Source organism: Stenotrophomonas sp. FR024 (genome assembly GCF_047500745.2).
GTDB lineage: Bacteria > Pseudomonadota > Gammaproteobacteria > Xanthomonadales > Xanthomonadaceae > Stenotrophomonas > Stenotrophomonas maltophilia_A.
In genome coordinates this window covers 33,414-54,835 of sequence record NZ_JAXAXM020000012.1, presented here as the reverse complement: position 1 = coordinate 54,835, position 21,422 = coordinate 33,414, and the positions used below count along the sequence as shown (strand labels likewise).

Sequence of the window (21,422 nt, the reverse complement as noted above, 5' to 3'; positions counted from 1 at the left end):
CTTGCTCGACTGCTTCTGGTCGGTGGAAGTCGAGCAGGCTCGAGTCCACGGAAACGCGCGATCGTTGCGCATGGCGGACTACTCTGTTGCACAGGACCCATTTGACCTCAACCGGAGTTGAGGTCACAGACTGCCGGCATCCCCCACGAGGCGCGCGGCATGAACCTGCTGACCACACCGGACCTCAGCCATGGCCTGCTGGAACTGTTCAATCCACCGGGCCTCTACGATCCTTCGGCCAACGGCTACTCACACGTGGCGGTGGTGCGCCTGCCGGCGCGGGTGATCCATGTCGCAGGGCAGGGCGGCGAGGATGCCCAGGGCCGCCTCTCGCCCAGCTTCGAAGAACAGGTCGGGCAGGCGCTGGACAACCTGCAGACCGCGCTGCGATCGGCGCAGGCAAGTCTGGCCGATGTGGCGCGGCTGCGCATCCTGGTGGTCGACCACGATGAGGACCGGCTGGGCATCATTGCCCACCAGGTGCGACGGCGCTGGCCGAACCGCGCGGCGCCCACCTGCACGCTGATCCCGGTGCCGCGACTGGCGTTGGACGGCATGCTGTTCGAGATCGAGGCGGAGGCCTACGCCGCCTAGCGCAGGTAGTACTCCACCGGCACCACCAGTTCCTGTGGTGCCTTCAGTTCATCGGGAATGGGCGGCAGCGGCTGCGCGCGACGGAAGGTCTGCAGCGCAGCGTCATCGAGCATCGGCTGGCCACTGGACTGCTCCAGCCGCAGCGCCAGCAGGCGACCTTCGCGGTCGATGCTGGCCCTGACCCAGGCAGTGCCCTGCTGCCGGCGCGAGCGCGCGGCGGCAGGGTAATAGCGGTAACGCTCCAGCCGCGCCATCAGGCGGGCTTCCCACTGGTCGCTGGCGGCGCCGGCCTGGAAGTCCGCCGGTGGCGCGTCTGGAGCGGGCGGCGCGGCCGTGATCGATGCCGGTGCGGGACTGGCATCGGTCGCGGCCGCAGGCGGGGCGACCGGCAGCGGCTTTCGACCCGTCCCGCCCGTTTCGCTGGCGGCCAACTCGCCCTCGCGCGCGGCGGTGGGCTTCGGTGGTGGCGGCGACTTTGTCGGTTGCGATGCACGCGCCTGCTGCGCCTGGCTGGGGGTATCGGCCTGGCGCTCCTCTACGGGCTGTGGCGGCGTGGCCGGTGCCAGCAGGCGCAGGCTGATGCGCATGTCCTGCTCCGGCGGTGGCAGCATCGGCGGCATTGCAACCCAGTGCACCAACAGCAGCAGGGGCAGCAGGTGCAGGACGACGGTGATCACGATCGCCTGCCAGTGTTGGCTGCGCTCACTCATCGTCCAGCACCCACAGCAGATCGGCATCAGCAGCACCGACGGTTTCACCCGGCGAAGCCAATGCGATCACCAGCGCAGGCGTATCCGGTGGCAGGTAGCCCGGCACCCCGGTGCCGCGCAGCACATGCCAGCGACCGGCTACCAGCATCGCGGGTGCGGGTGCTGCGGTCAGCACCTGTGCCATGCGCGTGTCGCGGGCCTGTTGCACGGCCAGCATCCCTTCCAGCATCGGTGCCGCGTCTGCGTGCTGGGCCAGAACCACATCCGACAGGCGTTGGTGGGCGGCGGGCACCGGGAACCGCACTGCATCAGCGGACGCCAGGTGGGCGTTGACCTCGACGCGCGCGAGATTGCCGCCGAACAAGGGGATGCCGGCAACGGTGGCGTCCTGCACCAGCCCGCCGTAGGCGGTCCACGGCCATCGTGTATCCCAGCCCAGCAGCTCCTGCAGGCGTGCACCGTCGGCATGGTTGCCCTTGGCCAGCCAGCGCTGCACCCGCTGCAGGCGCGGCTGGCGTTCGCTGGCAATCATCTCCAGCACCAGCGCGCCTTGTGGACGCTGCTGCTGCAGCGCGTGCAGCAGCCAGCGCTGGGCAGCGTGGTCACCGGCCAGGTCGTGGCGTTCGCCCAGCAGCAGTCGCGGAGCGTTCGCTGCGCGCTTCACGAACGCAGCTTCGTCCAGGGTCTGGCCGCTGGCGAGGTCCAGCACCGTGCCGGGCATCGGCTGCGCGCTGGCCATCGACGCGAGCGCGAGCAGGCACAGCGGCAGCCAGTGGCGGCTAGAACGCCACATTGACGCCCATCGAGACGGTGCGGCCACGGCCGTTGCCGCGGTCCAGGATCGGACTGAAGATGCTGTCGATCGAGGCATTGTTGTCATAGGCCTTGTTCTGCAGGTTTTCGATGTTCAGCCACAGCGTGGTGTTGGCCTGCGGCTTGAAGCTGGCGTAGAAGTCCAGCAGCACGCCGGTGCCGCCGGTCTTGCGGGTCTGGAAGAAGTCGTAGCCTTCCTCGGTCGGACCGGAGTACTCGGCGCGCAGGCCGGCCTGCACGCGCTGCTGCCACCAGCGGCCGCCCACGTCCAGCGTCCAGTAGCGGTCGGGCAGGGCGGTGATGTCTTCCAGGTTGACGAACTCGATGGCCGGCGCGCTGGTGCGCGAGCGGGTCCAGCTCAGCGTGGCGTGGTAGTGCTCGCTGGCGTAATGGGCTTCCAGTTCGATGCCGCGCATGCGCACCACGCCGGGGTGGTTCATCCAGCGCGTGGTGGCGCTGAAGTCGTCGGCGTCCAGCACATCGGTCCAGGCATTGAGCTGCGGATCGCTGTCGATCGGCACCACGAACGGTTCCACTTCCGGCGGATGCACGATCAGCAGGTACTGCGGCTTGATGTAGTCGCGGATGCGGTTGTCGAAGCGGGTGACCCGCAGTTGTGCCAGGTCACCGTCGACCAGCAGCGAGTCGGTGCTGAGGTTGGCGCCGAACTGCAGGTTGCGCGAGCGCTCGCGGCGCAGGAACGGATTGGCGCCGATGCCGTCGGCGACGCTGGCGTCCTCCAGCGGGATCTTCTCGAAGAACATTTCCTGCACGCGCGGCGGCCGCGACGTGCGCGAGACCTCGGCGAACAGCTGCAGCCAGTCGGTGGCCTGCAGTGAAACCGCCAGGCTCGGGCTGAGTGCGCGCTCTGTGCGACGCACGTCGATGTCGCCGCCATTGATCTCCGCGCACTGGCCGGGCACATCCGAGCACACCGGGATGTGACCACGGATGCCGAAGCGGTCCTGGCGCAGTCCTGCGGTCAGGGCATAGATGTCGTACTGCAGCTCCAGCGTGCTGAACACACTGTCCAGCTGGCTGCGACCCTGCGGGTTGGCACCGCGCAGGATGGGCGTATCGGCCACATAGATGTCCGATTGGTGCTTGATGCCGGTGTTCCAGCGCGCCTGCAGTGCACCGATGTCGAAGCGGCTGGTGTTGTCCACGGTCCAGCTGCTAAGGCTGCTGTGGGTGCGGCGGCCGATGTAGCTGGAGTCCTCCACCGGCGGGTAGAACAGCCGGGTCTTGTTGCTGGCGAAGGTCGCACGCAGGTCGATCCACGGCGAATAGGGTGTGTAGTGGTAACTGGCGCCCTGGTTGCGCGCGGAAATCTGCCACGGATAGTTGTGGTAGAAGTCGTTTTCGTAACGCATGTGGCTCAGGTCCAGCCGATGCTGGTCGCTGGGCTGCAGGCGCGCCTTCAACAGCCAGCTGCTGGGCTGCTGGCTGCCCGGGTCGGCGTTGTTCTTCTGCCCGCGTGCGGTCGCGTATTCGCTGCTGCGGCTGCTGCTGGCGGCGGCCAGCAGGCCGAACTGGCGGTCGCCACCCTCTTCGCTGTGGCGCCAGGCACCGGCGAAGGTACGGCCACTGCCGTAGCCGTTGTTGCCGTGGCGGTAGCCCGCACGCAGGCCCCAGTCGCGCCCCTCGCCGAGCAGATCGTCGATGTCCAGCGTGCGGAAGTTGGCACTGCCGGCCAGCGTGCCGGCGCCATCACCACCGGCGACCGCACCGCGCTGCACGTCCACACCGGCCAGCAGGAAGGGATCGACATAGGCGAACGGGCCGCCCGAGCCGTGCCCGGCATTGTTGCGGAAGGTCTGGGTGACACCGTCAATCATGGTGTTGACCCGGCCGGCACCGGTCATGCCGCGGATGTTGACCTGCAGGCCCGGCTGGCTGCGCGAATGGAAGCTGTGGGTGCCGGGCATCGAGCGCAGCAGGCTGTTGCCTTCCTGGCGTTCGGCCATCGCCACGCGCTCGCTGCCCACCGGGGGCGCAAAGCCATCGCGGGTGGCCGGTACATATTGACTGGCGCCGGCACCCGGTGCCTGACCGTGTGCGGTAGTACCCTGCACCCGCAGCGGGCCAGTGCGACGGCTGCCATCGGCGCGTTCAGCCGGTGCCGGCTCCAGGGCGGCACGACGCGCATCGACGAAGCGCGGGCGCAGGCCGCTGCCTGCCAACAGGCGCGATAGGGCCTGCGCATCGTCGAAGTCACCGCGCAGCGCAGGCGCCGAATGGCCCGCGGGCAGCGCTGCGCCGATCACCAGATCGACGCCGGTCAGCCGGCTGTAGGCGTCCAGTGCGGCCGCCAGCGGTTGTGCGGGCAGATTGTAGGTACGGGTGGCGGTCTGTGCGTGGGCACTGCCGGGCAGCAGCGGAAGGGCACTGGTACAGGCCAGCGACAGGGCGAGGACAAGGGGGCGGGGGCACAGCATCGGGGGCTCCAAGGGCTGACGCAGAGCGTCGTCATCCTGGGTAGACGCAGCCGCAGGCCGGATGTCAGGGTCCATCACGCTGTTCCCTGCGTGGCGGCAGCCACACCTGTATGCCCGCGCCGAGGCGCAGCACGCGCACCTGCAACTGAGTGGCCAACTGGTCGCGATTGCCGGCCGCACCGTCGGCACTGCCAAGCAGGGTGACCGGCTGCTGGCGCAGCTGCTCGCCGACGACCCACGTGTGCCCGCCATGCCAGCGGTCCAGGCCCTGCGTGACGTCGGCCAGTGGGGCCGAGACCCAATGCAGGCGCCGCTCGCGCCAGGCCAATGCTCCGGGGGCGGTCGTTGTTGCATGGGCTGTTGCCTGCCCATCGAAGCGCAGCTGTTCGCCGTGGTCAGCCAGCATGCTGACGTTGCCGCTGTCCACGCGCACGCGATGCTCGGTAACGGTGACCACGCTGCTGTTGCCCTGCACGGCAAGATCGAATGCGGTCCCCAGTGCAGTGACGGTGCCCTGTGGGGTATGCACCTGGAAGGGCCGGTCGGCATCGGCGGCGACCTGGAACCAGGCTTGGCCGCGCTGCAGCTGGAGCTGGCGGCGTTGTGCATCGACGCGCACATGGACTTCGCTTCCCGGCGACAGCAGCACATGCGAACCGTCCGGCAGGGCTTCATCACGGATCTCGCCAGCGGCGGTGCGCAGTACCTGCGCGGCCGGCGGCGAGGCGTGGCGGCTGTACAGCCCGAGCGCGCACAGCAACAGCACGGCAATGCCGGCCTCGCGCAGGCGGCGGCGTTGCCTGCGCTGCTGCTGCCGTTGCAGGCTGGGCAACGTGGCACCGGCCTGCCACAGCTGCTGCAGATGCTGGTACTGCGCAACATGGCGCGGATCGGCCCGGCACCACTGGTCGAACGCGTTCTCGTCGCGGGTGCCATCGTGTCCATCCAGCCACCAGCGGGCGGCTTCGCGTGTGATCGCGTCCTGGCTCATGCACCCGGCACCTGCTGCAGGGCGACCAGGGCGCGGAGCAGATGGCCGTGCGCGGTCTGCCGGCTGATGCCCAGCTGGCGGCCGATCTCGGCCAGAGCCATCTGTTCCACACGCGCCAGCAGGAAGACCTGGCGCGAGCGCGGTGGCAGCGCGGCGACGATTGCATCGAGATGGCGCAGCTGTTCGGCGTCGAGCAGGCGCTGTTCAGGCAGCGGCGCAGGATCGGCGATGGCATGCAGCTGTGTGTCATCCAGCGCTTCTTCGCGACGGCGCTGGCGTTGCCGGTAATGGTCGGCAATCAGGTTGTGGGCAACACGGTACAGGTACGCGCGGCCATTGCTCAGCAAGCCACTGGCGGCGACCTTGACGACACGCAGCCAGGTTTCCTGGACGACGTCATCGGCGTCGCTGCGTTGCGGGAGTTTGCGGCGGACATGGGCGTGCAGCGGCCGGTAATGGGCCGCACACAGCTGCGCGACATCCGTCGGTTCGACAGGCGTGGACACGGGGCGGGCGACAACTGGGAAAGGGAACAGCCCGCGGCGGCAAGGGCAGCGGCTGCACCTTACAGCAAAAGAGAATCATTTGCATCAACGAGGCGGGCGGCGGACGATGCGCAGCCAGCCGCGGGGGTCATCGTGGGGGGTAATCGCAGTGGATCTGCAGCGCTTCGGTGGGGTTGTGATGCAGCTCGAAGCCGCAGTGCTGCAGGCTGCGCTTCGCTCGTGCGACCGGCTCGGCATACCGGGCGATGCGGCGGTGCTGCCAGCGCGGCGGGGTGAACACGCCCAGGGGCAGCAGCCGCAGCCGCTTGCCGTGCAGTACCAGTGAGACATCGACATGACGGCCATCGATGTCGTGGCCGTTGGCGCCGAAGATGGCGTCGACTTCATCCTGGCGCTGCGGATAACAGGCACGGAAGAGGGTGATGCCGAGCCCACGCACCAGGCGGCGGAAGCCACCGAGACGGCTGTGGCTGGGTTCGAAGCCACGGGTGAGCAGTAGCCGCAGCCCCACAGGCAGCATTGCCTGCGCGTCGAGCAGGCGTTGCAGTACCTCTTCTTCCAGTTGGATGCGGGTGGAGGGCCAGCGCGGGGCGATGAGCAGTCCGTGGTGGTTGCCGCGTTGCAGGGTCAGCATCGGTGAAGCTTCGCACGCGGCCGAACAGCCGGGGTAGTGCCGGCCGCTGGCCGGCAGATTCGAGTACCGGCCAGCGGCCGGCACTACCGTGACGATCATCAGAGGTCGCGGTACTGGATCTGCGAAGCCAGTACGCGCAGGCCGTCGGCATTGCTGGACAGGATGCGCTCTTCGCCAACACCCTTCTGCCGTTTCAGCTGGAAGCCCTGATCCGCAGGCAGTTGTGCGGCGATGGCGTCCATGCGCTGCAGGGCATCAGGGCCGCTGCAGTCGAAGTGGCCCCAATAGGCGCCATCGCGGTGGATCTGCAATCGATAGTTCATCGCGGTGTCTCCGGCAGGTCCTGCAGCCAATGGTCGAACATCGCGGTGGCGGCCGCGGCCAGTGGTGCGCCATAGCGACACGCCTGCGCGCGCAGGTCGTTGGGATCGATGCCGGCCTGGGCCAGCTCCAGCGTGTGGCCGACCAGCCAACGCTCGAACTGGCGGGCGTCCAGTTCCGGATGGCATTGCAGGGCCAGCGCGTGATGGCCGATGGCGAAGGCCTGGTGACGGCAGGCCGGCGTGCTGGCCAGGCGGCGTGCGCCGGCCGGAAGTTCGAAGGCCTCACCATGCCAATGCAGCACGGGAATGCCCTGCAGGGCCTGCAGCGGCGAGCGCTGGCCTTCATCGGTCAGCAGCAGTGGCGCAAAGCCGATCTCCTTGCCTCCACTGGGAGCGACACTGGCACCGAGTGCACGGGCCATCAGTTGTGCACCCAGGCAGATGCCCAGGGTTGGCCGCTGCTGCTGCAGCCGGCGCTGCAGCAGGGCGATGCTGTTGGTGACGAAGGGATAGGTCGCTGTGTCATTGGCACTGATCGGGCCGCCCAGCACCACCAGCAGGTCGGTCACTTCGGCCGGATCGAGCGCATCGACGCCGGCCTGCAGCACCTGCAACTGCCAGCCTTGTGCCAACAGCAGAGGCTGCAGGGTGCCGAGGTCTTCAAAGGCAACGTGTTGCAGGACAACCGCGTGCTTCATGCCGGGGCTCCGCTGTTCGGCCAGTAGAAGCTGTCCGGGGTGGCGCGGGCGCCGAAAATGGCCTGGCCGACGCGGACCACGGTGGCACCTTCCTCGATGGCCACTTCGAAATCACCGGACATGCCCATCGACAGCTGCGACAGGTCAAGGCCGGGCGGGGCGTTGCGTTGCAGCTGGTCGCGCAGTTCGCGCAGGCGCACGAAGCAGGCGCGCACGCGCTCGACGTCGGGGGTGAAGATGGCCAGGGTCATCAGGCCGCGCACACGCAGGCGATCGAAGGCCGGCAGCTGCTGCACGAAGGCCTCGACCGCGTCGGGTTCCAGTCCGTACTTGCTCGGCTCGGCCGAGGTGTTGACCTGCACGAACACATCCAGCGTGCGGTCTTCCAGTTGCAGGCGCTGCTGCAGGGCCTCGGCCACGCGCAGGCTGTCCAGCGCCTGGAACTCGCTGGCGAAGCGCGCCACGTAGCGCGCCTTGTTGGTCTGCAGATGGCCGATCACCGACCAGTGCACGCCCAGGTCGGCCATCGTTTCGGCCTTGCGCTGCGCCTCCTGCACCTTGTTCTCGCCCAGTTCGCGGCAGCCTGCGGCCACCGCCATGCGGATGCGGGCGTCATCGACGGTCTTGCTGACCGGCAGCAGGCGCACGCTGGCCGGGTCCCGGCCGACGCGCGCGCAGGCATCGGTGATGCGTTGGCGCACCGTGACCAGGTTGGCGGCGATCTGTTCAACGGACTGGGCGACGGGCCAGTCGGCAGCGGCAAGGGGCATGCGGGCACCTCCAATGCAGGATGGCCAGGGTGGGATACACTGGCACAGGACAAGATATATTTTGGCATAGGACAAAATGAAAATCACCGGACATAGCGCCGAGTCGATCTTCGACAGCATCCGCGACGGCATCGGCAAGGGCCGCCTGCCGGCCGGCAGCGTGCTGCCGCCGGTGCGTGAACTGGCCGAGCAACTGGGCGTGAACCGCAACACCGTGGCCGCTGCCTACAAGCGCCTGGATGCGGCGGGCCTGGCCAGCACGGCGGGCCGCCGTGGCACGGTGGTGCGCGGATTGCCGCCGACGCTGGCGCGCGAGGGCAGTACGCCCGGGCTGGCGCTGCAGGACCTGGCCGGTGGCAATCCGGATCCGCGCCTGCTGCCGAACCTGCGCCTGGCCCCGGCCGCGCCGCGCTTGTACGGCGTAGGCACGGTCGACCCGAGGTTGCAGGCGCTGGCAAGGGCCTCGCTGGATGCGGACTGCCCGGAGGGCTATGCGCTGGAGCTGACCCATGGCGCGGTTGATGGCATCGAGCGCCTGCTGGCGGCGTGGTTGCTGCCAGGAGACCGCATCGCGGTGGAGGATCCATGCTTCCTCGGTAGCCTCAATGTGCTCAATGCTGTGGGCCACGCGCCGTTGCCGGTGGCGGTGGACGCGCATGGCATGCAGGTCGATTCGCTGCGGCAGGCGCTGGAGGCCGGTGCACGCGCGGTGCTGCTGACCCCGCGGGCACACAACCCGACCGGGGCCAGCCTGGATGCGAAGCGGGCACGGGCGTTGCGGCAGTTGCTGGCGGCCTACCCGCAGGTGGCGGTGCTGATCGACGATCACTACGCACTGCTCTCGCAGCAGGCCTATCACTCAGTGCTGCCGCTGGATGGCCGGCGCTGGGCGCTGCTGCGTTCGTTGTCCAAACCACTGGGTCCGGACCTGCGGCTGGCCTGGCTGGCCTGCGATGAGGAGACCGCATCGCGGTTGCGGCTGCGATTGGCGTCCGGCACCGGCTGGGTCAGCCACCTGCTGCAGGATGCAGCGACTTCGGTGCTGGCGTCGGCAACGCAGCGGGCGAAGATCGCCTCGGCGGGTGAGCGCTACCAGCAGCGCCTGCAGTCGCTACAGGAGCTGCTGCGCGCGCATGGCATGCCGACGCCGCAGCCGATGGAAGGATTGAACCTGTGGCTGCCGTTGCCGGCCGACAGCCACCCACAGGTGCTGGCACTGGCCTCGCGCGGATGGCATGTGCGCGCCGGCGAAGTGTTCGCGGTGGCGGCACCGGGCCATGGTCTGCGCATTACGTGTTCGGCGCTGGGACCGGCGCAGCTGCGGCAGCTGGCCGATGACCTGGCGGCGGTGTGTGGTCTGTAGAGTCGAGCCATGCTCGACTGCTTTTCGATCAGGCATCGCGGCGTTGGAGCGAAGTGCAGTCGAGCATGGCTCGACTCTACATGACCGGTAGTCGAGCATGGTTCGACGCTACAGAAGCAGATCAAGGCGCGGCGTTGGCGCCCGGGCGCACGTAGTAGGACTGGCCGCTGTCATCGACGAACATCAGCTCCGGCTTGCCCTGCCAGGAGGTGAGCATGGCGCCGGTGTTGTTCTGGTGCTTGACCATCAGACTGGCGCCACGGTCCGGATTGGCGACGACCTTGAACACTTCGGTGGTGCCGGTGGCATCGTCCAGGGTCAGCAGGGCTTCGCCGCCGCGGTCGCTGGTGCCGTAGCCGCCGCGTTCAGAGCCGTCGGGGCCGAGCAGGATCAGGCCGGACAAGGCAGTGGCGCGCGGCCCCTGGGTGCGGCCCTGGCTGAGCGGATCGGGAACCGGTGCGCCGAGAATCACCCGCGGCTGGCCGCTTGCATCGTGGATGATCAGCCCGCGTGCCTCGATGATGCGCTGTGGCGATTGGCTGCGATGCAGGTTCCAGGCGGTCCAGCCGGAAACAAGCAGGGCGAGGGTCGAGACCACCAGGGTGGTCAGCAGCAGCGCACGGGACATCGGGTCGTCCTTCCTTGGATGTGCCGACGATAGCGGATGCGGACCGGCAATGGCCAGTTCGTTGTGTGACGTTGTGTATCGTCAGTGGAAATCGCGACTGTGGCTGCGCAGTCCCTGCAGCAGTTCATCCAGGCAGTGCATGCGCTGCACGATGACGTGCTGCACGCCATCGACGCGTTCCAGGCGGCCATCGATCTGCATCAGCTGGGTATCGACCAGCACCCGCTGCTGGCGATCGGCCAGGTGCCGCCAGACCACGGCGTTGACCATGCCGGTTTCGTCTTCAAGGGTGAGGAAGGTGACGCCACTGGCGGTCTGCGGGCGCTGGCGCATGCGCACCAGGCCGGCGATGCGCACGCGCCGGCCATGGCCGTGGGCAGCCAGTTGTGCGGCATCCAGGCAGCCACGGTTGCGCAGTTGCGCGCGCAGGAACGAGATCGGATGGCGGCCCAGCGTGGTGCCGGTGCTGCGGTAATCGGCCTGCATGTCTTCCCAGGCACTGGGCAGCGGCAGCGGCACGCGGGCTTCGGCGGTGGCGCGGGCCTGGTCGAACAGCGGCAGCCGGTTTTCCACGCCGGAGATATCCCAGCGCGCACGATGGCGATGGCCGCTCAGCCCACGCAGCGCCCCGGCATCGGCCAGCAGGCCCTGCTGGCGGCGGTCCAGTGCGGTGCGCTGGCACAGGTCACCCACATCGTCGAACGGGCGCCGCGCACGTTCATGCATGATGGCCTGCACGGCGGGTTCGTTGCAGCCATCGACCAGGCGCAGGCCGAGCCGGATCGCCGCCGCGCCCTTGCTGAAATCCAGCGTGCAGTCCCAGTCGCTGTGGCGCACGTCCACCGGCAGCACGCGGATGCCATGCCGGCGCGCATCCTGCAGCAGCTGGTCGGGGCTGTAGAAACCCAATGGCTGGCTGTTGATCAGGCTGGCGGTGAACGCGGCCGGGTGATGGCACTTCAGCCAGCAACTGTTATAGGTCAGCAGGGCGAAACTGGCGGCGTGACTTTCCGGAAAACCGTAGTCACCGAAGCCCTTGATCTGTTCGAACAGGTGCTCGCCGTACTCGCGGCTGAAGCCGTTCTTGAGCATGCCGGCCAGCAGCTTCTCGCGATGCGGTTCCAGGCCGCCACGGCGCTTCCACGCCGCCATCGAGCGGCGCAGGGCATCGGCCTGGCCCGGCGTGTAGCCGGCCGCTTCCACCGCCAACTGCATGACCTGTTCCTGGAACAGTGGCACGCCGAGGGTGCGCGCGAACACGCGTTCCAGCCGCGCTGGATAGAGTGGATTGTCTGGATCGTTCAACGCGTCAGGACCCTGTTCACGCAGGATCCGCCGCCGCTCAAGGTAAGGATGGACCATGTCACCCTGGATCGGGCCGGGGCGCACGATCGCCACCTCGATCACCAGGTCATAGAACTCGCGTGGCTGCAGGCGCGGCAGCATCGCCATCTGCGCGCGCGACTCGATCTGGAATACGCCGATGGTGTCGGCGGCGCAGATCATGTCGTAGGTCTTCGTATCCTTGGGAGGAATCGCATCCATGCGTCCTTCGTGCAGGCCATGCTGCTGCAGCATCGCCAGGCATTTGCGGATGGCGGTGAGCATGCCCAGCGCCAGGCAGTCGACCTTCATCAGGCCAGTGGCATCCAGATCGTCCTTGTCCCACTGGATGACGGTGCGGTCGGCCATCGCCGCGTTCTCCACCGGCACCAGGGTTGACAGCGGATGCTCGGAAATCACGAAGCCGCCCGGGTGCTGCGACAGGTGGCGCGGGAAGTCGATCAGTTCGGCGGTCAGCGCCAGCAGCCGCCGCATCAGCGGGGTTTCCGGATCGAAGCCGCGCTCGCGCAGGGTCTCCGGCAGCGGCACATGGCCGCCCCAGTGGTCCATCGCCGCGCCCAGTTCGTTGACCTGGTCCATCGGCAGGCCGAGTGCACGGGCCACGTCGCGGATCGCGCTGCGGCCACGGTAGCTGATCGCCACCGCGGTCAACGCCGCGCGCTCGCGGCCATAGCGCTTGAACACGTACTGCAGCACTTCCTCGCGGCGCTCGTGTTCGAAGTCGATGTCGATATCCGGTGGTTCGTCGCGCTCGGCGGAGATGAAGCGCTCGAACAGCAGGTTGCTGCGTGCCGGGTCGATCTCGGTCACGCCCAGTACGAAGCACACCGCGGAGTTGGCCGCCGAGCCACGACCCTGGCAGAGGATGTCCTGGCTGCGCGCGAAGCGCACGATGTCCTGCACGGTGAGGAAGTACGAGGCGTAGTTCTTTTCCCGGATCAATGCCAGTTCGTGCTCGATCTGTTTGCGTTGTGCCGGTTCGATGCCGCCTTTCCAGCGCCACGGGATGCCGCGCTCGACCAGCACGCGCAGCCAGCTGTCCGGGTCGTGGCCCTCGGGCACCAGCTCGCGCGGATAGGTGTACTGCAGCTGCTCCAGGGTGAAGTGGCAACGCTCGGCGATGCGCAGGGTCTCGGCCAGCAGTTCGGGCGGATACAGCTGGGCCAGCGCGGTACGCGGGCGCAGGTGGCGCTCGCCGTTGGGAAACAGGCGCCAGCCGGCCTCGGCCACGCTGCAGCGGTGGCGGATGGCGGTCAGTGTGTCCTGCAGGGCGCGGCGGCGGCGCACGTGCATGTGCACATCACCACTGGCCACCAGCGGCAGGTGGTGGCGTTCGCCGAAGGCCTGCAGCTGCTGCAGGCGACGCGCGTCGTCATGCTCATGGTGCAGCTCCACCGCCAGCCACAGGCGATCATCGAAGCCGGCGCGCAACAGTTCCAGATCGGTGGCCGCTGGTTGCCGGTCCAGCCACAGGCACAGCAGGCCCTCGGGCAGGCCGAGCAGGTCCTCGCGCAGGCAGCGGTATTCGCCCTTGGCCGCGCGCCGCCGGCAGGTGGTGATCAACTGGCACAAGCCGGCGTAGGCGGCCTGGTCGGTGCACAGCAGGGCCAGCTTCGGCCCGTCCTCGACCTGGAATTCGGCGCCGACGATCAGCGCCACGCCATGCGTCTTGGCGGCCTGCCAGGCACGCACGATGCCGGCCAGCGAGCATTCGTCGGTGATCGCCAACGCGCGGTAGCCCTGGCCAGCTGCGCGCGCGAACAGTTCTTCGGCGATCGAGGCGCCACGCTGGAAACTGAAGGCCGACAGGCAGTGCAGTTCGGCGTAGCCGGGCAGTTCGCTGTGCATGGCGGCTCAGCCGAACCAGCCGTGCAGCATCCACGGCGCATGTGGATCGTTGCGGTCACGGAAGGCCCAGCCGCGCTGGCCATGCGCGGTTTCCACCACGTAGTAATCGCGGCGCGCATCGGCCTGGTCCCACCAGCCCGATTCGATCCGCTCCGGCCCGGTGACGATGCGCAGGCGGGGATCACGCAGCGGTTGCGGCGTGTCCAGCAGCCAGCCCGGACGCAGTGGCCAGTACGACGGAGGCTTGGCCGCAGGCTGGGTGCCGCTGGCGCGCTCGGGGCGGTGGTCGGCCTGTACGGCCAGCGACTGCACGGCGTCATCGCCCAGCCGCGCCCGCAGGCGCTCGCGCAGCTGGTTCCAGGGCATCGCCTGTGCCGGCCGGGTATCGAACAGGTCACGCGCGGCGGGCACGAACGGTGGCAGCTGTTCGGCCTGCAGGCGCAGTGCGCGGCTGCCGGCCGGCAGGGCGAACGCTTCCATGCGGTTGCGTGCGATCTCGAACAGCAGCGCGGGATCGCGCTCGGGTGCCAGCAGGCCGATGGTCAGCACGCTGGCCGGCAGCAGGTCATGCTCGAAGTGCAGGTCGAAGCGCTGTACGCCGCCATCGCGCGAGCACAGGAAGGCTGCCAGGTCCAGCAGCAGGCGGCGCAGCGGGAACAGCAGGGCCTGGCTGGATTCGATCTCGTATTCGAATTCGATGCGTGCATCGAAACGGTCCGGTGGCTGGTAGTAGCGCAGTGGCGCGGTGGGCAGGCCGCGCAGCGCATCCAGTTGCTGCAGCACCTCGGGTGAGAAGCGCCGGGCCAGGCTGTCGCGCGGCAGTTCGAGCACCGCACCCAGCGTGCGCAGACCGGAACGACCGAGCACGGTCACCGCTTCGCTGGGCAGGCCGCAGCGCGGCAACGGCAGCTGCGCCAGTGCCGCTGGCAGCTGCTGCGCATCGATGCCGAGGCCGTCGTGGACGTTGGCCAGCACGCGCGCGGCATGCGCGGTGGGTGCGGCCACCAGGCGGTGGCGGAAACCAAGCTCATGCAGTTCGCCGCGCAGGCGCTTTTCGATCGTCAGCCAGTCACCGAACAGGGCGCGACTGGCGCCGATCTCCATGACCAGCGCGTGCGGAAAATCGAGGCTGACCTGCGAGCTGTAGGCGTAGGCCCAACTGGCCAGCAGCTGCCGGGTGTGCTGTTCGGCGTTCGGGTCGTAGTCGTGCAGGTGCATGTCCTGCACCAGCACCTGTGCGGCCGACAGCAGCATGCCCGGGCGCAGTCCCGCTGCGCGTGCCGACGGGCTGACCGCTCGCAGCACGCGACGCTGCGCCGGCCCCTGCAGCAGCACCAGTGGCCGCTGCGGGTCCGGCTGCAGGCGCAGCACGCTGTCCAGTGCCAGCTGCGGCAACAACAGGCAGGCCCAATGCATGACGCGGCCTCAGTGGGCGATGGCCAGTGGCAACGGCTGCGCCGGTGGCAGGCCGCCACGGCACTTCAGCACCCGCACCTGGCCGTGGTCGAGCTGCAGGCGCAGGCTGGCCGGGGAGGGGTTGCGCGCTGCCTGCGCCTCGCGGAACACGAAGCCCAGGCACTGGCCGCTGTCGGCAGCCACCTGCAGCCGGCGCAGTGAGCGGTCGTCGGCCTGGTGTGGCCAGCACAGTACCGCCGCGCAGGCCGCAGAGCGCAGGCACTGTTCGGCGGCCCACAGCGCCTGTTTCGGTGCGGCGTGGATGATCTGCAGCTGGGCCAGGTCCAGCCCGGCCGCCGCCCAGGCCGGGGCATGCGGGCGATAGGGCGGGGCGACCAGCACGATCGGGCGGTCGCGCTGGCTCAGCTTCGCCAGCGCCGGCCAGACCAGGGCCAGCTCGCCCACGCCGGGCGCGGCCTGCAGCACCTCGCACAGCCCGCTGGCCGGCCAGCCACCGCCGGGCAGGCGCGCATCCAGTGCCGGGTGGCCGCTGGCCAGGTGATCGCTGGCCGGGCCCTGGCGGGCCGGGCCGCGCCACAGCTGGCGCCCGTCCAGCAGCCGGTCGAGGGCGACGACAGCACCCATCAGCCGGTCCTCCAAGGGAGGCGCCGGGTTGGCTTGAAGCGGCAGGAACGGGCGGAAACGGCAGGCATGGCGCGAGTATCGACGGGCCGGTATCAGGGGCTGAGACCGGACATGCTACTCGCCTTGTGAGTAGAATTACTAATGAAATCGGAAGGTCGGGTTTCAGGTTGCTGAAGGGGTAAAGCATCCACGCATGGCGTGGATCTACCAGGGTTCTCTCCAGTAGATCCACGCCATGCGTGGATGGGAAAACGGTGCCGACCAGGGTCGGCACCTACAGGCACGGGCACTCCCGGTTACGGGCGCACCGGCAGCGCCACCGGGCGCAGCGGCGCGGCATCGCCGCCGCGGATCTTCAGCGGGCCGCCGATGAAGGCGAACTCATAGACCTTGTCGCGGGCCAGTTCGTCCAGCGCCACCAGCTCGATGATCGGCGCGCCCTGCTGGGCCAGCAGGTAGGTGTGCAGCGGCACGTAGTCGTCGGACACCTCCGAGGGGAAGGTCTCGAAGCTGAGGTTGTCGGCGCCGACGATCATCGCGCCGCTGTCCTCCACCAGGAAGCGCGCCGCGTCCAGGCCCATGCCCGGCGGGTTGGCCATGTAGGCCTTGGGCTGTTCGAACAGGCGCATGCGGCCGGTGCGGATCAGCACCACGTCGCCCTGCTGCAGCTTCACCTGCTGGCGTGCCAGCGCATCCTTCAGGTCCTGGCGGGTGACGCGGTAGCTGTCCGGCAGCATGTCCACGCCCTTGGCGCCGGCCACGTCGATCAGCACGCCACGCGCGATCAGCGGCGGGAATTTCTCGATGCCGGTGACGTTCCAGCCACGGTCACCGAGGTGCTTGTCGGCCTCGAAGCCGTTCCAGATCTTTCCGTGGATGCCGAAGTGGTTCAGCGCATCGATGTGGGTGCCGGTGTGGCTGTACATCGAGAATGCGGTGCCGGTGTAGCTGCGGGTGAGGTTCATGGTCTCGCCCACGCCCATCGGATCATCCATCACCGTGCCGCGCGGGGTGTGGGTCATCCAGAACTGGTAGTGCGGGTCGCCGGCATCCTGCCAGCTGGGCATGCCGACGTAGTATTCGGTGGCCAGGTCATAGGCCTTGCCGCCACTGACCCGCGACAGGATCGCTGCGCGCGAGGCGTCGGTGATCAGGTTGAGGCGGCCGATCTCGTCCTTCGGCCCCCAGGGGCTGGTGCCGACCTGCTGGCCGGAGGGAACGCGTTCGTGCGCGGATACGGTGGTGGAAGCGGCGGTGCCGGCCAGCAGCAGGGCCAGCGCGGTGGCCAGGGTACGTGAGGTCATGGGGAATCTCCTTGCAGGGTGGGGGACGGTGCGGCTCAGGCCGCGACCAGGTGCGCCAGGGCTTGGCGCAGTTGCGGCAGCGGCAGGGTCTGCAGGCGCAGGCCGTTGCCGCCGATCACGGTGGGAATGGAGCGGATGCCGAGGGTCGCGGCTTCGGCACGGTCGGCCTGCACGCGCTGGCGCACTGCGTCGCTGCGCATGTGGTCAGCGAAGGCGCCACGCGGGTGGCCCAGTGCTTCGGCGATATCCAGCAGTACTTCGGCGTCGCCGATGTTGCGGTGCTGGTGCAGGTGCGCCCACTGCACGGCATCGAACATCGCGCCATGGGCGTCGTTGCCACCGAGCATGCCGGCGGCCTGGCAGGCCAGTGCGCCGAGCCAGCCGGACGGATACTCGAAGTCCTGTGCACGCATGCCTTCGATATCGATGCGCGCGGTGTCTTCATGCGCGGCGCAGTCGGTCCAGTGGCGCAGGATGATCGCCTTGGCGCGCTCCATCGAGCCGAACACCTCGACCATCTGCGCGCGCGAGTCCTGCAGCACGAAGCTGCGGTGACGCACCTGGATGCCGAGTTCGGCGGAGACCTGCTGCAGGCGCGGGGCCAGCACGAAGCACCAGCCGCAGACCACGTCGTGGAAGAAATCGACCACCGGCGCGGCGGTGGCGGGGGAAGGAACGGAAGACATCTGCCTGCCATCGGTGAGAGGGGAGGCGGCAGATTAGGCAGCGCGGCGCGTCTGAAACAGCACGCCGCGGGCAGCTCAGTTTTCGCTGGCGGTTACGAATCCAGGCCGGCGCAGCCGGGCAGCTCGGCGTGCAGGAAATCGATGAAGGCACGCACCTTGGGCTGCAGGTGGCGCGAGGTGGGATAGACCGCATGCACGAAACGTGGCGGATAGCGATGGTCGGGCAGCACCTGCTGCAGCTCGCCACGGGCCAGCGCCGGTGCCGCCAGGAACGAGGGCAGGGCGCCGATGCCCATGCCGGCCACCAGCAGGTCGCGCAGCAGCAGGCTGTTGTTGACGGTGACGCGCGCCGGCAGGGTGATCGTCACCTGGCCGTCGGGGCCGAGCAGCGGCCAGCTGCCGGGCGAGTCGGACAGGCTGTAGGCCAGCACGCTGTGCGCCTGCAGATCGTCCACTGCCTGCGGTGCCGGATGCTGCTGAAGGTAGGACGGAGCCGCGCACAGCACCTGCTGCAACGAGGCCAGCCGGCGCGCCACCAGCCGCGAGTCGTCCAGCTCGGCACGCAACCGCAGCGACACATCGAAACCTTCGCCGACCGCATCAAGCAGGCGGTCTTCCATCACAAGGTCCAGCGACAGTTGCGGATGCTGCTGCAGGAAGCGTGGCAGCAGCGGCGACAGCGTGCTCAGCGCGAATGATTGCGGTGCATTGACGCGCAGGCGCCCGGCCACGTCGCCGCGCTGTTCGGCGATGCCGCGTTCCAATGCATCCAGCTCGTCGAGCAGCCGGCAGCATTCGCGGTAATAGGCGTGGCCGGTCTCAGTCAGGCTCATGCGACGCGTGGTCCGCTGCAGCAGCACCACGCCCAGGTGCGCTTCCAGGGTGCGCAGCTGCTTGCTCAGCCCGGCCGGTGACATGCCCAGGTCTTCGGCGGCGCGGGCCAGCCCGCCGCGTTCGACGATGCGGCGGAAGGCACGCATCAGGTTGAAGGAATCCATGCCGGTCCCGGGCGCGATGAGGGCGCCATTGTAGATCCACGCCATGCATGGATGTGGGAAACGTGGTGCGTCCATGATGGTCATCCACCGGGGAGCGCGCCGGGTTGCGCCGTTTGTTCAAGCCGGCGGCCCATACGCGGCGCCAGCATGCAGGCCCCTTACTTTCCGGATTGCCCATGAAGCACTGGATGCTCCGCCTGTATGCCCCGTTGTTCCTGCTGGGTTTCGTTGCCGCCGCCGTCGCCTGGGTCGGCCACCTCCACGGCGACCCGCTATGGCTGCTGGCCTTGCTGGCGGTTGCCATCGCGGTCTCGTTCGCTGCCGAACGTGCCTGGCCGTATGACCCCGCGTTCAACCACGATCACGGCGACAGCCTGCGTGACACCCTGCATGCGCTGGTCAACGAGAGCCTGAACCTGCTGTCGATCGCGGCGGTGCCACTGCTGGCAGCCATCATTCCGTGGCAGGCCTGGCCGCTGCAGTGGCCATTCGCGCTGCAGGTGCTGCTGGCCGTCATCTGCGCCGATCTCGGCATCACCCTGGTGCACTACGCCAGCCATCGCATCGGCTGGCTGTGGCGGCTGCATGCGGTGCATCACAGCGTGACCCGCATGTATGGTTTCAACGGACTGATGAAGCATCCGCTGCACCAGGCGGCCGAAGCGGTCGGTGGCGTGCTGCCGCTGCTGGTGCTGGGCCTGCCGATGCCGGTGGCTGCGGTGCTGGCCTTCGCCATTGCCATCCAGCTGCTGCTGCAGCATTCCAACGTGGACATGCGCCCCGGCGTGCTGGGCCGGGTGATGGCCTGGGCACCGCTGCATCGCTTCCACCACATGCGTTACGGCACCGCCGGCGACGTCAACTTCGGCCTGTTCCTGACTGTCTGGGATCACCTGCTGGGGACCGCCTTCGATGCGCCCGGCTATCGGCTGCAGCAACGCGACCTCGGCATCGGCAGCCAGCCGGACTATCCGCGCGATTATCCCGGACAGCTGCTGGCGCCGTTCCGCGAACTGCCGCATGGCGAGGTGCCGGAGCTGCCGGAAGGTCTGCGCAGGCGCGGATGATGGGGCGTGTCAGGCCGCGTGCAGCTGCAGGCCCTGCAGCTGCGCGGCACTGATGCCGAACATGCGGCGCAGGCTGCGCGACAGATGGGCCAGGTCAGCGAATCCGGCCGCGTGCGCGCTGTCGGTCAGGCTGTGCCCGCGCAGATGATGCATCAGTGCGCTGCGCAGCCGTTGCCACAGCACCCAGCCGCGCAGGGTCACCGCCAGATCGGACTGGAAGCGTCGATGCAGCTGGCTGGTCGACAGATGTGCCGCCTCGGCGATATCGGCGGCTGGCACCGGCCCGGGCAGGTGCTGGGCGATACGGGACAGCGCGGCTTGCACGCGGCGGTCCAGCGGTTGCGGGCGGCTCAGCCGTGGCAGCCAGTCGTGCAGCGCCAGCGCGTTGCCCGGCAGCGCGTTGCCCGGCAGCGCGTGCAGGTGCTGCTGGATCTGTTCGGGATCGGCATGCGCTGGTTCGAGGAACACCGTACAGCCCGCTTCCGGCGCCGACAGGATTGCGTGCGGCTGGAATGACGGCAGCCACAGCCGTTGGCCCTGCTGCCGCACCCCATCAACCTCGACCTGCCAGAGCGCGCCGTCGCTCAGCAACAGTTGATGGGCGTAGTGCGCGTGCGTATCGCTGCCACCGGCGTGGCCCTGCAGCACGGCCACGTGAGCCTCCAGCAGCAGCGTGCCATTCCAGGGCAGGGCGGGAGAGGACATGGAGGAATTGTAGATCCACGCCATGCGTGGATGGACCTCCACCGGAATCGAATATCTCGTGTTGATTTGAAAAGCATCCACGCATGGCGTGGATCTACTGGCCACCAGCCAGCTGTCGAAGGCGGGGCACTGTGGGTTTGCGGGGTGTGAGCCGCATGGATGCGGCGACCAAGGCTACATGGACGTACTTGCGCCGTCCCCCGCAACCGGACCCACCCCGCCACCCCACAGGAAGCCCGCTGTTGCTTCGGCTGTTGCTTCTGAGGTTGCCGGCCAGCGGCCGGCACTACCGCGGGTGCCGGGCGCAGCCCGGCCGTCACCTCACCGCCCGTGCGGATCCGGCCGATGATGCACGTACTCGACCACGGTGCCATCGGGATGCACCGCATTGAACGCCGCCCCGGTCGGTACCACCTGCAGCGGGAAGATGATTTCAGCGCCAGCCGCCACCAGCTTGTCGTGATAGGGCCGAACATCGTCGACCAGCAGCGTTCCCGTGGTCGAAGTGAACGGCGCCAGCGCCGCCTCGCTGCCCTCGATCAACAGGAACGCACCGACCATCGCCAGACGCAGGCCGGCCTCCGGAAACGGGAACCCCGCATCGGCCACCACGCCCTGCAACTGCTCGTAGAACGCCACGCTGCGCTCCAGCTCACCCGGGGCCACGAACACCCGGATCAGCACGCGCGGCGCGCGTTGGCTGGAGGTGTCACAGCGGTCGCGCCAGAGATGGTCGAAGTCGCGATGTACGGTCATGGGCTCGGTTCGTGGCCAGGGACCCTCATTATCAGCAGCCTCGCGCGGCGCGCTGATGACCGCCGGTGATGGCCTGATAACCAGTGGCTGGGGGCAGCCTGTGACTTAGGTCCTGTTGACAGGTGTGAACGCCCTCGCACAATCTTCACATGATTGGGTCGCCCTGCGCGGCCCGGACAGGCAGGTTGTCACGCCGGGAGGAGGGT

The 21,422-nt window shown here is 68.5% G+C and carries 21 protein-coding genes; 3 read left to right on the top strand and 18 right to left on the bottom strand.

The window, feature by feature from the left end:
• Positions 1 to 159: 159 nt before the first annotated feature.
• Positions 160 to 594, top strand: coding sequence for a RidA family protein (locus tag ACMZ91_RS14015; protein WP_134951330.1), 435 nt, complete (start codon positions 160 to 162; stop codon positions 592 to 594).
• Here the strand turns inward: ACMZ91_RS14015 and ACMZ91_RS14010 are convergent.
• From ACMZ91_RS14010 to ACMZ91_RS13970, 9 genes are all read right to left on the bottom strand, one after another.
• Positions 591 to 1,304 carry an energy transducer TonB family protein gene (locus ACMZ91_RS14010; RefSeq protein WP_149908563.1) on the bottom strand — a complete coding sequence of 238 codons (714 nt, stop codon included), beginning with the start codon at positions 1,302 to 1,304 and terminating at the stop codon, positions 591 to 593. The two genes, ACMZ91_RS14015 and ACMZ91_RS14010, sit on opposite strands and share 4 nt — an antisense overlap.
• On the bottom strand, positions 1,297 to 2,097 hold the full coding sequence (locus ACMZ91_RS14005; RefSeq protein WP_149908562.1) for a ChaN family lipoprotein: 801 nt from the start codon (positions 2,095 to 2,097) through the stop codon (positions 1,297 to 1,299). Before ACMZ91_RS14005 ends, ACMZ91_RS14010 begins: the two co-directional genes overlap by 8 nt.
• Positions 2,084 to 4,555, bottom strand: coding sequence for a TonB-dependent receptor (locus tag ACMZ91_RS14000; protein WP_414578043.1), 2,472 nt, complete (start codon positions 4,553 to 4,555; stop codon positions 2,084 to 2,086). The genes ACMZ91_RS14005 and ACMZ91_RS14000 overlap by 14 nt, the downstream gene beginning before the upstream one ends.
• 64 nt (positions 4,556 to 4,619) lie before the next feature.
• Positions 4,620 to 5,546: a FecR family protein gene (locus ACMZ91_RS13995; protein ID WP_414578041.1), complete on the bottom strand. Its 927-nt coding sequence runs from the start codon at positions 5,544 to 5,546 to the stop codon at positions 4,620 to 4,622.
• Positions 5,543 to 6,052 carry an RNA polymerase sigma factor gene (locus ACMZ91_RS13990; RefSeq protein WP_164080209.1) on the bottom strand — a complete coding sequence of 170 codons (510 nt, stop codon included), beginning with the start codon at positions 6,050 to 6,052 and terminating at the stop codon, positions 5,543 to 5,545. Before ACMZ91_RS13990 ends, ACMZ91_RS13995 begins: the two co-directional genes overlap by 4 nt.
• A gap of 127 nt (positions 6,053 to 6,179) precedes the next feature.
• Positions 6,180 to 6,686, bottom strand: coding sequence for a hypothetical protein (locus ACMZ91_RS13985; RefSeq protein ID WP_414578038.1), 507 nt, complete (start codon positions 6,684 to 6,686; stop codon positions 6,180 to 6,182).
• 98 nt (positions 6,687 to 6,784) lie between these two features.
• Positions 6,785 to 7,009, bottom strand: coding sequence for a hypothetical protein (locus ACMZ91_RS13980; RefSeq protein WP_125894569.1), 225 nt, complete (start codon positions 7,007 to 7,009; stop codon positions 6,785 to 6,787).
• Entirely contained in the window at positions 7,006 to 7,707 is a 702-nt protein-coding gene (locus tag ACMZ91_RS13975; protein ID WP_414578036.1) for a glutamine amidotransferase, read from the bottom strand. The genes ACMZ91_RS13980 and ACMZ91_RS13975 overlap by 4 nt, the downstream gene beginning before the upstream one ends.
• A complete protein-coding gene (locus ACMZ91_RS13970) occupies positions 7,704 to 8,477 on the bottom strand; it encodes a YggS family pyridoxal phosphate-dependent enzyme (RefSeq protein WP_414578034.1) in 774 nt (257 codons plus the stop codon). Before ACMZ91_RS13970 ends, ACMZ91_RS13975 begins: the two co-directional genes overlap by 4 nt.
• 76 nt (positions 8,478 to 8,553) lie before the next feature.
• Between ACMZ91_RS13970 and ptsJ the strand changes: the two genes are divergently transcribed.
• A complete protein-coding gene (ptsJ, locus tag ACMZ91_RS13965) occupies positions 8,554 to 9,840 on the top strand; it encodes a MocR-like B6 salvage transcription factor PtsJ (protein ID WP_049398433.1) in 1,287 nt (428 codons plus the stop codon).
• A 121-nt stretch (positions 9,841 to 9,961) separates the two neighbouring features.
• Here the strand turns inward: ptsJ and ACMZ91_RS13960 are convergent, their stop codons facing one another.
• The 7 genes from ACMZ91_RS13960 to ACMZ91_RS13930 form a co-directional block, all read right to left on the bottom strand.
• A complete protein-coding gene (locus tag ACMZ91_RS13960) occupies positions 9,962 to 10,468 on the bottom strand; it encodes a hypothetical protein (RefSeq protein ID WP_012511394.1) in 507 nt (168 codons plus the stop codon).
• Between the two features lie 81 nt (positions 10,469 to 10,549).
• The gene (locus ACMZ91_RS13955; protein WP_414578032.1) at positions 10,550 to 13,660 is read right to left on the bottom strand and encodes an error-prone DNA polymerase; all 3,111 of its coding nucleotides are present in this window, start codon (positions 13,658 to 13,660) and stop codon (positions 10,550 to 10,552) included.
• Positions 13,661 to 13,666: 6 nt separating this feature from the next.
• On the bottom strand, positions 13,667 to 15,076 hold the full coding sequence (locus tag ACMZ91_RS13950; RefSeq protein ID WP_414578030.1) for a Y-family DNA polymerase: 1,410 nt from the start codon (positions 15,074 to 15,076) through the stop codon (positions 13,667 to 13,669).
• Between the two features lie 9 nt (positions 15,077 to 15,085).
• Positions 15,086 to 15,700: a translesion DNA synthesis-associated protein ImuA gene (gene imuA / locus ACMZ91_RS13945; RefSeq protein ID WP_012511391.1), complete on the bottom strand. Its 615-nt coding sequence runs from the start codon at positions 15,698 to 15,700 to the stop codon at positions 15,086 to 15,088.
• Positions 15,701 to 15,996: 296 nt separating this feature from the next.
• The gene (locus ACMZ91_RS13940; protein WP_121503546.1) at positions 15,997 to 17,004 is read right to left on the bottom strand and encodes a cyclase family protein; all 1,008 of its coding nucleotides are present in this window, start codon (positions 17,002 to 17,004) and stop codon (positions 15,997 to 15,999) included.
• Between the two features lie 35 nt (positions 17,005 to 17,039).
• Positions 17,040 to 17,690: a DsbA family oxidoreductase gene (locus ACMZ91_RS13935; RefSeq protein ID WP_121503545.1), complete on the bottom strand. Its 651-nt coding sequence runs from the start codon at positions 17,688 to 17,690 to the stop codon at positions 17,040 to 17,042.
• Between the two features lie 92 nt (positions 17,691 to 17,782).
• Positions 17,783 to 18,733, bottom strand: coding sequence for a LysR family transcriptional regulator (locus ACMZ91_RS13930; RefSeq protein WP_180862776.1), 951 nt, complete (start codon positions 18,731 to 18,733; stop codon positions 17,783 to 17,785).
• A 131-nt stretch (positions 18,734 to 18,864) separates the two neighbouring features.
• Between ACMZ91_RS13930 and ACMZ91_RS13925 the strand changes: the two genes are divergently transcribed.
• Positions 18,865 to 19,755, top strand: coding sequence for a sterol desaturase family protein (locus ACMZ91_RS13925; RefSeq protein ID WP_032970910.1), 891 nt, complete (start codon positions 18,865 to 18,867; stop codon positions 19,753 to 19,755).
• 9 nt (positions 19,756 to 19,764) lie between these two features.
• Here the strand turns inward: ACMZ91_RS13925 and ACMZ91_RS13920 are convergent, their stop codons facing one another.
• Positions 19,765 to 20,484, bottom strand: a complete 720-nt coding sequence (locus ACMZ91_RS13920) for an AraC family transcriptional regulator (RefSeq protein ID WP_049461584.1) — start codon at positions 20,482 to 20,484, stop codon at positions 19,765 to 19,767.
• A gap of 297 nt (positions 20,485 to 20,781) precedes the next feature.
• On the bottom strand, positions 20,782 to 21,216 hold the full coding sequence (locus ACMZ91_RS13915) for a VOC family protein (protein WP_021204492.1): 435 nt from the start codon (positions 21,214 to 21,216) through the stop codon (positions 20,782 to 20,784).
• Positions 21,217 to 21,422 lie beyond the last annotated feature (206 nt).

Bases quoted from the DNA above. Each gene is read 5' to 3' on its own strand.
- ACMZ91_RS13955 (WP_414578032.1), bottom strand. From the start codon at position 13,660: ATGCACAGCGAACTGCCCGGCTACGCCGAACTGCACTGCCTGTCGGCC.
- ACMZ91_RS13970 (WP_414578034.1), bottom strand. From the start codon at position 8,477: ATGCCCCTTGCCGCTGCCGACTGGCCCGTCGCCCAGTCCGTTGAACAG.
- ACMZ91_RS13915 (WP_021204492.1), bottom strand. From the start codon at position 21,216: ATGACCGTACATCGCGACTTCGACCATCTCTGGCGCGACCGCTGTGAC.
- imuA (WP_012511391.1), bottom strand. From the start codon at position 15,700: ATGGGTGCTGTCGTCGCCCTCGACCGGCTGCTGGACGGGCGCCAGCTG.
- ACMZ91_RS13950 (WP_414578030.1), bottom strand. From the start codon at position 15,076: ATGCATTGGGCCTGCCTGTTGTTGCCGCAGCTGGCACTGGACAGCGTG.
- ACMZ91_RS14010 (WP_149908563.1), bottom strand. From the start codon at position 1,304: ATGAGTGAGCGCAGCCAACACTGGCAGGCGATCGTGATCACCGTCGTC.
- ACMZ91_RS14005 (WP_149908562.1), bottom strand. From the start codon at position 2,097: ATGTGGCGTTCTAGCCGCCACTGGCTGCCGCTGTGCCTGCTCGCGCTC.
- ACMZ91_RS13920 (WP_049461584.1), bottom strand. From the start codon at position 20,484: ATGGCGTGGATCTACAATTCCTCCATGTCCTCTCCCGCCCTGCCCTGG.
- ACMZ91_RS13985 (WP_414578038.1), bottom strand. From the start codon at position 6,686: ATGCTGACCCTGCAACGCGGCAACCACCACGGACTGCTCATCGCCCCG.
- ACMZ91_RS13975 (WP_414578036.1), bottom strand. From the start codon at position 7,707: ATGAAGCACGCGGTTGTCCTGCAACACGTTGCCTTTGAAGACCTCGGC.
- ACMZ91_RS13935 (WP_121503545.1), bottom strand. From the start codon at position 17,690: ATGTCTTCCGTTCCTTCCCCCGCCACCGCCGCGCCGGTGGTCGATTTC.
- ptsJ (WP_049398433.1), top strand. From the start codon at position 8,554: ATGAAAATCACCGGACATAGCGCCGAGTCGATCTTCGACAGCATCCGC.
- ACMZ91_RS14015 (WP_134951330.1), top strand. From the start codon at position 160: ATGAACCTGCTGACCACACCGGACCTCAGCCATGGCCTGCTGGAACTG.
- ACMZ91_RS13925 (WP_032970910.1), top strand. From the start codon at position 18,865: ATGAAGCACTGGATGCTCCGCCTGTATGCCCCGTTGTTCCTGCTGGGT.
- ACMZ91_RS13960 (WP_012511394.1), bottom strand. From the start codon at position 10,468: ATGTCCCGTGCGCTGCTGCTGACCACCCTGGTGGTCTCGACCCTCGCC.
- ACMZ91_RS14000 (WP_414578043.1), bottom strand. From the start codon at position 4,555: ATGCTGTGCCCCCGCCCCCTTGTCCTCGCCCTGTCGCTGGCCTGTACC.
- ACMZ91_RS13995 (WP_414578041.1), bottom strand. From the start codon at position 5,546: ATGAGCCAGGACGCGATCACACGCGAAGCCGCCCGCTGGTGGCTGGAT.
- ACMZ91_RS13930 (WP_180862776.1), bottom strand. From the start codon at position 18,733: ATGGCGTGGATCTACAATGGCGCCCTCATCGCGCCCGGGACCGGCATG.
- ACMZ91_RS13940 (WP_121503546.1), bottom strand. From the start codon at position 17,004: ATGACCTCACGTACCCTGGCCACCGCGCTGGCCCTGCTGCTGGCCGGC.
- ACMZ91_RS13980 (WP_125894569.1), bottom strand. From the start codon at position 7,009: ATGAACTATCGATTGCAGATCCACCGCGATGGCGCCTATTGGGGCCAC.